We start from the raw sequence: 11,493 nt of genomic DNA, 5'->3' as shown, positions 1-11,493 counted from the left end.
CCTCCCCGTGAAAGCCGCTTACACATATAACGGTGTTCACCGGCAGTTGCCTGCTTGCTCAAAAGTGATCCGCTCATTCTCCACCTATCACCCTCGCAGCACTAGGGGTGACTCTCTGTAGGCTTGTTAGAACTTGCCGTCTTTGTCATCGCAATACTATATTCGTATCAATTAATTATAGCAAATTAGGGGCGGATGTCAACGGGATTTGGTGTACGTGCCAATAACTACCGATATCAAAATTCAATAGTCAATATACGTTAATAATGCAAAAGCCCCCTAGCTGCAGCTAGTGGGCTTTCATCTTCTCATTAATCATCATTGCTGACTATAATTCTAGATATTTTATTAGCATCTACATCTTTATCTGCTTCAATTAATACTCTACTCCGCCCTCATCATATCCTCAAAGCTCGTCATAGTCACAAACGCATCATACGTCGTTTTCAACAATTGCACCATGAGCACGGCACCGGTACCTTCACCAAGGGCCATTTGACCGTGAATGGTTACGTCCTCTGGTTCAAAACCGCAGTCATTAAGGGCTACAATCATGCCCGGTTCACGAGAGATATGTGATGGAATACCAAATGCCAATACATCCCGTGTGACACGACTGGCAGCAACGAGGGCCACGGCCGTGATAAAGCCATCTATGATGAATGGAATTTCCCTTTCAGCGCAGGCAATCATAGCGGATGTAAGGGCTACTAAGTCAAATCCCCCTACACAACGCAATACTTCTAATGGTTTGCTACAAGCATTTTGAAACATCGTATCCATATGAAGCAAAATACCATCGGAGATGATTTTCTTTTTCTTAGCCAAGGTCTCTGCATCAGCACCAGATCCTGGTCCTACAGTACTTTCCATAGATTCACCAGTCAATACGGTTAATACCGCTGCAGATGTTGTGGTATTACCGATACCCATTTCACCGAAAGAAATCAAATTGGCACCGCCTGTGATGGCATCATCGATAACATCACGAGCTTGTTGCCATACATAATCAAAGGCCTCTTGGCTCATAGCTGGGCCTTCGAGAAAGTTATCGGAACCCTTTTGAAATTTAGCATCACGGCCTACGGGGCTTTCACTATTGATACCTACGTCGATGACCTCATAAGGAATTTGATTGAATATAGCGTAACGAGTAGCAGCAGTACCGCCTTTCATCATGACACGAGCCATCAATTTTGTGATATCCGCGCTGTAACCAATGTGACCGGCCTTGACGATACCATTATCAGCGCCGAATATCAAATGCAATGCTCTGATGGCCTCAGGCATTTGGCCCCAGGCACTGACGAGTTGTATAAAATAACGTTCCCACACGCCTAGGCTGCCGGGAATAATGCAGCGCGATGCAATTTGTTCTTGCGCTTGTTTCGTTGTCATTCGAGTCATACGTTACTAACCTCATCTATAATTACTCAAACTAGTATGAGTATCACACTAGCAAAATTAAGTATATTTATGCCATAGAAATATACTTAAATTATATACCCAAACAAAAAGCTGTACAAAGTATTTTTAACTAATTATCATCATCAAGATAATTAATCATGTACTTTGTACAGCTATTTTTATGCTTGTGCTACTGCCGCTTTCATAGATGTCACATAGTCCACCAAGGCTTGTTCTGCCTCAGTGCCATGTTCTGCCACGATTTTCACGATAGCAGAGCCTACGATGGCGCCGTCGCTGATAGACGCCATTTTACCTGCTTGTTCAGGTGTGGAAATACCGAAACCAACGGCTACTGGCACGTCTGTGTATTTACGGATGGTGTCCACGATGGATTTGATATCCGTTTTGATTTCACTACGTACGCCTGTTACGCCGAGGGAGGATACGCAATAAATGAAGCCTTCCGCCTCTTTTGCAATCATTTCGATACGATTTTCAGAGGTTGGAGCAATCAAGGAAATGATAGCTACACCATGGGCCTTTGCTACGTCAGCGAGTTCGCCTTTTTCCTCAAATGGTGTGTCTGGAATGATGAGACCGTCGATACCCACCTTTTCGCAGTTGGTAAGGAATTTTTCCTTGCCGTATACGAAAATTGGATTGATATAGGTCATGAACAACAATGGAATCGTAATGGCTTCGTGTTGGTCGTCTCCCTTACGCAAGCGTTCCACCATGGCGAAAATATCGTCAATTTTAACACCTGTGGACAATGCACGAGTGCTTGCCGCTTGAATAACAGGACCTTCCGCTGTTGGGTCAGAGAAAGGAATGCCGATTTCGAGAAGGTCGGCGCCAGCTTTCACCATAGCGCGAATGTAACGTTCGGTGGTCTCGATACCGTGATCGCCAGCCGTGATAAATGGGATAAATGCCTTATTTTTGAAAGCCTCGGAAATTCTACTCATGGATAGTCACCCCTCTATATTTCGCCATAGCTGCTACGTCCTTGTCGCCACGGCCGGACAAACAAATAATAATGATATCGTCCTTGCTCATAGTAGGAGCGATTTTTTGAGCGTGCGCCACTGCATGGGCACTTTCAATAGCTGGAATGATACCTTCCATTCGAGATAGATACTCGAACGCATCCACTGCCTCGTCATCAGTTACTGGCACGTATTCCGCACGACCACTATCGCGAAGGAACGCATGTTCAGGTCCGATACCAGGATAGTCAAGGCCTGCCGAAATGGAATATACTGGCGCGATTTGGCCATCGCTGTCCTGGCAGAAATAGGATTTCATGCCATGGAAAATACCCACGCTACCTTTCGCCATTGTTGCGGCGTGTTCCTCAGTATCAACCCCACGTCCAGCAGCCTCGCAACCGATGAGTTTAACACCTTCGTCAGGCACGAAGTGATGGAACATGCCCGCCGCATTACTGCCACCGCCAACGCAAGCCATGACAACGCTAGGCAATTTACCTTCAGCCGCCAAAATTTGTTCACGCGCCTCACGGCTAATAATGGATTGGAAATCACGGACGATCAATGGGAATGGATGGGCGCCCATAACGGAACCCAACACATAGTGAGTGTCCGCCATACGGTTTGTCCATTCGCGCATGGCTTCGCTAACGGCATCTTTCAATGTGCTAGTGCCTGTTGTCACAGGATGCACTTTCGCGCCGAGTAGTTCCATACGATACACGTTGAGCGCTTGACGTTCGCAGTCCTCTTGGCCCATGAACACTTCACATTCCATGCCCATCAACGCCGCTACTGTTGCTGTAGCCACGCCATGCTGACCGGCCCCAGTTTCAGCGATAACACGAGTCTTGCCCATGCGTTTTGCCAACAACATTTGACCGATTACATTATTCAATTTGTGGGAACCTGTATGATTCAAGTCCTCACGTTTCAAATAAATTTTCGCGCCCCCAAGGTCCTTCGTCATTTTTTCTGCATAGTATAACAAGGATGGACGGCCTGTATAATTTTTATGATAATCCTCTAATTCACGAATGAAATCAGGATCATCCTTATATGTATTGTACGCCTCTTCTAACTCGATGACTGCATTCATCAAGGTTTCTGGCATAAATTGGCCACCGAAATCGCCAAAATAGCCATGTCTGCTTTGTTCGTTACTCATTGTGTTACCTTTCTCACGAGGCTCATGACAGTCTCGATTTTCGTAATATCTTTTCGGCCGTCCGTTTCGACGCCGCTATTTAAATCTATCATCGCTGGGCGTACTGTACGAATAGCACGAGCCACATTTTTCTCAGACAATCCACCGGCGAGGGTGAAAGATCGAGGATAGCCTTTTAGGGCTTGCCAATCAAAGGTCTCGCCCGTTCCGCCACGAGCATCTTTACTGTACGCATCAAATACGAGATTATCTGCACTACTGTGTAGCCATTTATTTGCATCTAATCGACTTTGAATAGCTACAGCCTTCCAAACCTGAGCGGTCAATTTAGTTTCCACTAGCAACGCCTTTAACATAAGGATGAACTCCTCTGTTTCATCGCCATGCAATTGTACCGCATCAAGACCTACAGCCGATACGGCATGCACGATATTCTCAAGGGATTCGTTGACAAATACACCGACGAATTTCGGTTCAATAATGTCGAAATCAATATCCCCTGTATCGGCTAAACGTTTGCTGCCATGTGCTAAATAGTCTTGTTGAGCTATTTTGAAAGCCTCAACAAATTCCTTTGCCTCCTCCACCGTAACCTGACGTTTGCTTGGTGCAAAGATGAGGCCAATGTAGTCTGGTTGCTCTTCTGCAAGAGTGGCTACCGTACTGATGTCGGAGTTGCCACAGATTTTGATTTGAGGCACATATGGCTGTTTCACTAGTGACGCAACGGATGGCGTGTTGCCATTTACTGATGGTGCCTCACTATGAGCCGCTTTCGTTGCCCCACCATGTACTGCGTGATTGGCATCAGCTTGTATCGCCACTGTCATCGGGCCATATAGGTATTTCAGCATCGCTACTTTATCTTCGGAGCGCATAAAGGTTTCACCCATGAGGGCTACTCCAATATTATTATCTCTTAATACTTGAATATCCTCTGGTGTTTCTAAACCACTTTCGGATACGAAGATTACATCCCCTTCTACGAGCTGACGAAGGCGGACGCTGTTTTGTACATCTACGGTGAAGTCTTTCAGGTTACGGTTATTTACACCGATGATACGAGCGCCACATTGGATGGCCTTTTGTACTTCCTCTTTATCATGAGCCTCAACGAGACAGGATAGGCCAAGGGAATCTGCCAGTTCACGATATTTTGTCAATGTTGGCACATCAAGGATAGCACAGATCAATAAGATGGCTTTGGCACCCCAGATTTTTGCTTGGTAAATTTGGTATTCATCGATGATGAAATCCTTACGAAGTACGGGAATATTCACTGCCGCTGCAATTTCCTGCAAATATTGAGGAGACCCCTTAAAGAAGTCCGGTTCCGTCAATACAGAAATGGCTACCGCCCCAGAGCGCTCGTATTCTTTAGCTATGTCCAAATATGGAAAATGCTCTGCAATAATCCCTTTCGATGGAGATGCCTTTTTTACCTCGCATATAAAGTTGAAGTCTTGTTCACGTAGGGCCTTTTCAAAGGGAAAGTCCTGCACGGCCGGCAACGCTAGCGCTTCGGCCTTCACAGCCTCAAAGGATTGCTCTTGCTTTTCTTTCGCAATGCGAATCTCTGTGGCCGCTACAATTTTATCTAAAATCATGTTTACTCCTTACACGTTATCGCCAACGACAGTCCTATGGCTAATCAGTTTCGCCAACGCGAACTGATTAGCACCATGCATCGTACTAGCGAAAAACAATCCGTTCATTGGCGATAACTATGTATATATTAGACCTATCCTTTTGCAACGCGTTGGGATACGGTAATAAATTCGTTTAATTTATCCATGGCTTTTCCGGAATCGATGATGTCCTTCGCCATGTCAAAGCCTTGAGCTAATGTTAATTCTGGTTTTGCTAAATGGATGGCCATACCCGCGTTCAATACAACAGCTGTACGTTTGCCATCGACTTTACCAGAGAGCACGTCTTTGGTGATAACAGCGTTCACAGTTTTATCTCCACCAACGAGCTCTTCAGCTTTCACATAATCAAAACCATAATCCTTTGGATCGAAGTCGTAAGATTTGAAATTCCCGTTGTCGATTTCACAGATGTAGGTTTTGCCTGTCGCTGTGATTTCATCAAGGCCATCATAGCCCCATACCACAGCGCCACGTTTTACGCCAAGGTTGGTAAGCACGCGAGCCAATGGTTCTACTAGCTCTTTTTTGTACACGCCCATCAATTCGATAGTGGCACCAGCTGGATTCGCCAAAGGTCCCAAGATATTGAATACCGTACGAACACCGAGTTCACGGCGAACAGGGGCTGCATGTTTCATAGAGTTATGGTACACAGGAGCGAACATAAAGCACATATCGATTTCGTTCAACACTTCTTCGTTTTGTGATCCGTTCAATTCAAAAGCTCCGCCTAATTCCTCGATAACATCAGCTGCGCCACATTTACTGGATACTCTACGGTTACCATGTTTCGCTACAGGAATGCCCGCTGCGGAGATAACAAAACCCGCCGTTGTGGAAATATTGAATGTATTGGCACCATCACCACCAGTACCTACGATTTCAAGCACGTCCTTTTTATGTAGAACGGCCCCTGCTTTTTCACGCATAACCTCAGCGAAGGCTGTGATTTCCTCAACCGTTTCGCCTTTCAATGCCAATGCTGTAAGGAAACCGCCCATTTGGATAGGCGCCACTTCGCCGTTCATAATTTTATTCATCGTGTCTTTGGCTACATCAAAGGATAAATCCTGACCCGCCATCACTTGTTGTAATGCTTCTTTAATCATTGTGAGCCTCTCTAATATTCTCGTTTTTGTAAACGTTACCCCGACGTCTGCTGTTAGAAACGCCCGCTGCAATTAGCAATTCTGCACTATTGGCGCAACGTACATCGACACATCGGGCGTTACGCAACTATATTATTTCCCTAAGAAATTACGTACGATTCGTTCTCCATCAGGTGTCAAAATGGACTCCGGATGGAATTGTAATCCGTAGATTGGATAGTCCTTATGTTCCAAGGCCATCACCTCTCCATCCGCTGTTTGGGCTGTGACGATGAGATCACTAGGAATGGATGTATCTAGGACGGATAAGGAATGGTAACGGGCTACTGGGAATTCCTTTGGCAAGCCTTGGAATAGTTTGGATTCTTTCACCACTGTGGCCATACTTTGTTTACCATGCATCACCTCTTTGGCATAGGATACGGTACCGCCAAAGACTTCGCCGATGGCTTGGTGACCGAGGCATACGCCGAGGATTGGGAATTCGTCTTTGCACTCGTCTAGGAGGCTTTCATAAACGCCAGCATCAGCAGGTCGACCAGGTCCAGGGGATAGAATCACATAGTTCGGTTTCAAATCGCGAATTTCTTGAACGGTCAGCTCATCGCTACGAATGACCTTAATATCAGAATCGATGGAACCAACTAGTTGATACAAGTTGAAGGAAAAGCTGTCGTAATTATCGATTAACAATACCATTTATTCCACCTCCTGTGCTGCGGTAATGGCTGTTACCATGGATTGAGCCTTGTAAATTGTTTCTTTGTATTCATTTTGTGGAACGCTATCGCGCACAATACCACCGCCAGAACGAACAAATACGCGACCGGCCTTGGCCATAGCCATGCGGATACCGATACATACGTCCATGTTACCGGAGAAATCGATATATCCTACAGCACCGCCATAAACGCCACGAGGGCTCTTTTCGAGGTCATGTAAGATTTGAATAGCCCGAATTTTAGGGGCACCGGACAAGGTACCGGCTGGCAGTGTAGCACCAATAGCATCGAGAGCATCGTATTCTGGGCGGATAGTACCACTCACGGTGCTAGTAATGTGGATGACGTGGGAGAATCGTTGGAGCATATGCAATGCATCCACATTTACAGAACCAAACTCGCTAATCTTGCCAAGATCATTCCGGCCAAGGTCGACGAGCATATTATGCTCTGCTAGTTCTTTTTCATCATTAATCAGTTTTTCCTCCATCGCACGATCTTCTGCTTCGTTTTTACCACGAGGCATAGTGCCGGCGATTGGGAATGTATATAAGGTGTTATCTGTTAATTTCACCAGTGTTTCAGGGGATGCACCGGTGAGCTCCACATCATGCCCACTCAAGTAGAACATGTACGGGGATGGATTCATGGTGCGCAACACGCGATACGCGTTGAGAAGACTGCCCTCCATTTTCGCTTCCCGACGGTTGGACACAACGGCTTGGAAGATATCTCCTTCCTTGATGTAATGTTGCGTCGTCCGCACAACATCTTCGTATTCCTCCATAGTAAATTCAGAGGTGAACTCGGATGTCAATTTGCATGGAGGAATATCTGCTTCTTCGCCTTTCACCACGAGCTCTGCCAATGCATCCAGTTCAATTTGTGCCTTGTTGTAATTGCGTTCCAAATCATCTGTGCCGATATTGGCGATGAGGTAGATTGTATTTTTGAAATGATCGAAAGCGATCACCTTGTCGAACAACATTAAGTCTACGTCATTGACGGTGCTTTCATCATCGTCAGACACAGGAAAATCGAGAACGGGTTCGATGTAACGAATGTATTCGTAGGCGAAATATCCTACAAATCCGCCTGTGAACGTTGGCAATTCCGCCACCTTAGGGCTCTTGTATTGGGCCAAAATCTTGCGAATTTCAGCAGCTGGGTTATCGCAAGGGAACGTCTGTGTCGTAGCGCCCTTAATCGTCATTTGATGATTTTTACAGAACACCTCTAATTTAGAATCGTACCCAAGGAAGGAGTAACGGCCCCAGTGATGACTGTTGTCGGCACTCTCCAGCAAATATGTATGAGAGGAAACCTTTTTTAATGCTTTCAACACGCTAATTGGTGTACGCACGTCCGATAAAATTTCTTTATATACAGGAACGATAGTATAGCCTTGGCCTAGGGCCTGTAATTCTTGTACGCTCGGTTTAATCATAATAACCTCCAAATAAAAAAACTCGCCCATGACAAATATGAGTCAAGGACGAGTCTATAGTTCTTGTATATGAACCTCCCCAACGTTATCACTAATTGTGATAGCCCTGTGAAAGCTACGCTCTATAAATCGCGGTACCACCTTGTTTGAATGCACTAGGCATTCCCCTTTGCAGGATACTAACATATCCCTCACAATTAACGCTCGTGTGACGTGATGCTATACTAGGCTCAGTAGCTATGAATGTATATATATTCTCGACTACACTAGCAACATATCATGTCGCGTGTTAGCCGTGCTACGATTTCATTGAAATCTTGAGCTGTTCCCCATCCCCTCGGTGGTCCATTTAATAAGCTGCGTACTACGGGTTCTCAGCTAATCCCGCTCTCTGTGAGTGCATTTCCTATTTTTATCTCCACCTCATCGGTTTCTTAAGGCGAGTATTAAGTTATGTATTCAATTATAAAGTTCTATAGAACCTATGTCAAGGATTTTTCCATATCGAATAGACATTTGTATTTTATTTTACCAATATTTTACATATAACCATTTAGGATACCCGCCCTTAGTTACATCTCGCAGATACTATCTATACAGACCTTCTTTGTAAGGGTAAAATAAACTGTAAATAGATATGTACTTCCATATTAAAAATACATCAATGTTAAACATCATTAGCATCCCCCCTCCGGGATGGGAAAGGAACTATCTCATGAACTACGAACAACTATACATTAATGGTCAATGGGTACCAAGTCATTCCGATCACTGGATTGATGTAGAAAATCCCTATACAATGAAAAACTTCGCTCGTGTACCTAGTGGCAATGCAGAGGACGTGAATGATGCCGTAGCCGCTGCTCACGCTGCCTTTCCAGCATGGTCAAAAACAACATTAGACTATCGCATAGAGTTAATGGAAACCTTCCTCTCCATTTTCAAATCTATGGCTGTTGATATCGTAAACCTGGAGACCCAAGAATTAGGCGCACCGATTTCCTTCGGGCGCACTGCTCACTGTGATTACCAATTCACACGCATTCGTTCCTACATCGATTTAGCGCCGCAAGTGCCAATGGTTGAAACAATGCCATTGTCCACAACCTACCGTGCCCCAGTGGGTGTCATCGCCTGCATTACGCCATGGAACTACCCAATAGGACAAGTGGTCCAAAAGGTCATCCCTGCCTTATTAATGGGCAACACCGTAGTATTAAAACCATCCCAACAAACACCTCTTACCGTATATCTCATGGCACAGGCATTCCATGACGCAGGATTCCCAGCTGGTACTTTCAACATGATTACCGGCCGTGGTGGCCAAGTAGGCAATGCCCTCACAGAACATCCATTGGTGAATATGATTTCCTTCACCGGCTCCACTAGTGCGGGCATTCAAGTGGCCCAAAGTGGTTTGAACACAGTAAAACACATTAGTCTTGAACTAGGTGGCAAATCCCCTTGCGTTGTACTGAAAGGTGCCGATTACGAAAAGGCCGTTCGCGGTTGTTTCAACACGATATTTCTCAACTCTGGGCAAACCTGTACGGCCCTTTCAAGATTGCTCATCCCTGCTGAGGACAATGCTGAATTTGAAATCATCATGAAACGCCTCGTTTCAGAATACAAAGTAGGCAATCCAATGGATCCATCCATCAACGTTGGGCCTATGGTGTCCAAGGCACAATTCGATACAGTGCGCGATTATATTAAACTCGGTGTCGACAGCGGGGCACACATGTTGGTCGGCGAATATCCAGTGGCCGAACCTGGTGACAATGGGTATGCCATTCAACCAACCATTTTTACAAATGTGACAAACGATATGACCATAGCCAGAGAAGAGATTTTTGGACCTGTCCTCACGGTTATTACCTATGAATCCCTAGAGGAAGCCCTTCAAATCGCCAATGACACACCCTTTGGTTTGAATGCTGCTGTATGGGGACCAAAGGAACAAGCCATTGAAGTGGCCCTTCAAATTGAAAGCGGTAATATTTACATCAACGATAGCCCTCGCGATACTGCTGCCCCATTTGGCGGTTGGAAAGAAAGTGGCATCGGTCGCGAAGGTGGCGTGTATGGTATGCTTGAATTTACCCAACAAAGAGCCTTGTTTGATACGTGTGAATAACAAACTACGCTCTACACTCTGATTACTTAGATATTAATTCTATTACTATAGATATTTTATAATTTAACAACCACATCTACCTCAATAATACAGATATATCCATTAATCAATATAGGTATATCTGTATTATTTTATTCAAACCAGTAATTGTTTTATTGTTTAAATTTAGTTTTATTTATTTGATTTTATTAATTATTTAATTTATAATAATTTACATGCTCGCAATATTTTTTTATTTATATCATATTGCGCGACACTATTAGGAGAGTCAAAATGAAAAGAACAACAAAACAATTATCTGCTGCTATGGCTATAGCAGCATTAACTACAACAACTTTCGTTACACATGCTGACACTATAACGGTAACAACTGAAACAAATCAAAAACAAGTTGTGGCTGGCATAGGGGCAGGCGCTTGGGGATTAGGTGGTACTTTCGCTAAGAGTAACTATGGTGGTATCGCTATCGGGGGCAATGCCAAATCACAAATAGGTTAGATGCAAAATATAGTAATTTGCCAAGTGAAGGTGGTAACACAGTGGGAGGTATTGCTATCGGCCTTAATGCAGCTGCAAAAGACGGTAGCATTTCTATTGGCCAACAAGTACAAACAGGCAGTACAAATATAGACTGTGCTAACCAACGTGGTGTGACCAGTGTAGGTACAAACTCTTGGTCTACTGGCCACATGAGTTCTATTAATGGCTATGGTTCCAATATTGTAACTGATTCTAATGTAACAATACCTCTAGGCTTTTTCTCTTCTGCTCGTATGCAAGGATTTGGTTCTACCATCTATTTTATCTGAATTAAAAGCATTAAAAGGGTAATAACTCTACTAATATCATACTCAGC

The 11,493-nt window shown here is 44.5% G+C and carries 10 protein-coding genes; 3 read left to right on the top strand and 7 right to left on the bottom strand.

What is annotated here, in order from left to right; translation table 11 throughout:
* Nucleotides 1-384 precede the first annotated feature (384 nt).
* The 7 genes from RVY80_RS04275 to RVY80_RS04245 form a co-directional block, all read right to left on the bottom strand.
* The gene (locus RVY80_RS04275) at nt 385-1,407 is read right to left on the bottom strand and encodes a nicotinate-nucleotide--dimethylbenzimidazole phosphoribosyltransferase (protein ID WP_295192473.1); all 1,023 of its coding nucleotides are present in this window, start codon (nt 1,405-1,407) and stop codon (nt 385-387) included.
* Nucleotides 1,408-1,586: 179 nt separating this feature from the next.
* Nucleotides 1,587-2,378, bottom strand: coding sequence for a tryptophan synthase subunit alpha (gene trpA / locus RVY80_RS04270; protein WP_295189617.1), 792 nt, complete (start codon nt 2,376-2,378; stop codon nt 1,587-1,589).
* Nucleotides 2,371-3,570 carry a tryptophan synthase subunit beta gene (gene trpB / locus RVY80_RS04265; protein WP_295189614.1) on the bottom strand — a complete coding sequence of 400 codons (1,200 nt, stop codon included), beginning with the start codon at nt 3,568-3,570 and terminating at the stop codon, nt 2,371-2,373. Before trpB ends, trpA begins: the two co-directional genes overlap by 8 nt.
* A complete protein-coding gene (gene trpC, locus RVY80_RS04260) occupies nt 3,567-5,177 on the bottom strand; it encodes an indole-3-glycerol phosphate synthase TrpC (protein WP_317329765.1) in 1,611 nt (536 codons plus the stop codon). Before trpC ends, trpB begins: the two co-directional genes overlap by 4 nt.
* Before the next feature lie 134 nt (nt 5,178-5,311).
* The gene (gene trpD / locus RVY80_RS04255; RefSeq protein WP_317329764.1) at nt 5,312-6,331 is read right to left on the bottom strand and encodes an anthranilate phosphoribosyltransferase; all 1,020 of its coding nucleotides are present in this window, start codon (nt 6,329-6,331) and stop codon (nt 5,312-5,314) included.
* A gap of 132 nt (nt 6,332-6,463) precedes the next feature.
* Nucleotides 6,464-7,030 carry an anthranilate synthase component II gene (locus RVY80_RS04250; protein ID WP_317329763.1) on the bottom strand — a complete coding sequence of 189 codons (567 nt, stop codon included), beginning with the start codon at nt 7,028-7,030 and terminating at the stop codon, nt 6,464-6,466.
* Entirely contained in the window at nt 7,031-8,500 is a 1,470-nt protein-coding gene (locus RVY80_RS04245; RefSeq protein ID WP_295189603.1) for an anthranilate synthase component I family protein, read from the bottom strand.
* A gap of 715 nt (nt 8,501-9,215) precedes the next feature.
* Between RVY80_RS04245 and RVY80_RS04240 the strand changes: the two genes are divergently transcribed.
* The 3 genes from RVY80_RS04240 (at nt 9,216) to RVY80_RS04230 (ending at nt 11,446) form a co-directional block, all read left to right on the top strand.
* Nucleotides 9,216-10,637 (top strand): aldehyde dehydrogenase family protein, encoded by a 1,422-nt coding sequence (locus RVY80_RS04240; RefSeq protein WP_317329762.1) that lies wholly within the window; start codon nt 9,216-9,218, stop codon nt 10,635-10,637.
* A gap of 273 nt (nt 10,638-10,910) precedes the next feature.
* Nucleotides 10,911-11,135, top strand: coding sequence for a hypothetical protein (locus RVY80_RS04235; protein WP_295192463.1), 225 nt, complete (start codon nt 10,911-10,913; stop codon nt 11,133-11,135).
* 41 nt (nt 11,136-11,176) lie between these two features.
* Complete coding sequence (locus RVY80_RS04230; protein ID WP_317329761.1) at nt 11,177-11,446, top strand: hypothetical protein; 270 nt, start codon at nt 11,177-11,179, stop codon at nt 11,444-11,446.
* Nucleotides 11,447-11,493 lie beyond the last annotated feature (47 nt).

This window comes from Veillonella absiana (assembly GCF_032970865.1).
Taxonomy (GTDB): domain Bacteria; phylum Bacillota; class Negativicutes; order Veillonellales; family Veillonellaceae; genus Veillonella; species Veillonella absiana.
Note: the sequence above shows the minus strand (reverse complement) of the source record. Positions and strands in the feature narration are given on the sequence as shown.

Coding starts and splice junctions, on each gene's coding strand:
- RVY80_RS04275 (WP_295192473.1), bottom strand. CDS start 1,407: ATGACTCGAATGACAACGAAACAAGCGCAAGAACAAATTGCATCGCGC.
- trpA (WP_295189617.1), bottom strand. CDS start 2,378: ATGAGTAGAATTTCCGAGGCTTTCAAAAATAAGGCATTTATCCCATTT.
- trpB (WP_295189614.1), bottom strand. CDS start 3,570: ATGAGTAACGAACAAAGCAGACATGGCTATTTTGGCGATTTCGGTGGC.
- trpC (WP_317329765.1), bottom strand. CDS start 5,177: ATGATTTTAGATAAAATTGTAGCGGCCACAGAGATTCGCATTGCGAAA.
- trpD (WP_317329764.1), bottom strand. CDS start 6,331: ATGATTAAAGAAGCATTACAACAAGTGATGGCGGGTCAGGATTTATCC.
- RVY80_RS04250 (WP_317329763.1), bottom strand. CDS start 7,030: ATGGTATTGTTAATCGATAATTACGACAGCTTTTCCTTCAACTTGTAT.
- RVY80_RS04245 (WP_295189603.1), bottom strand. CDS start 8,500: ATGATTAAACCGAGCGTACAAGAATTACAGGCCCTAGGCCAAGGCTAT.
- RVY80_RS04240 (WP_317329762.1), top strand. CDS start 9,216: ATGAACTACGAACAACTATACATTAATGGTCAATGGGTACCAAGTCAT.
- RVY80_RS04235 (WP_295192463.1), top strand. CDS start 10,911: ATGAAAAGAACAACAAAACAATTATCTGCTGCTATGGCTATAGCAGCA.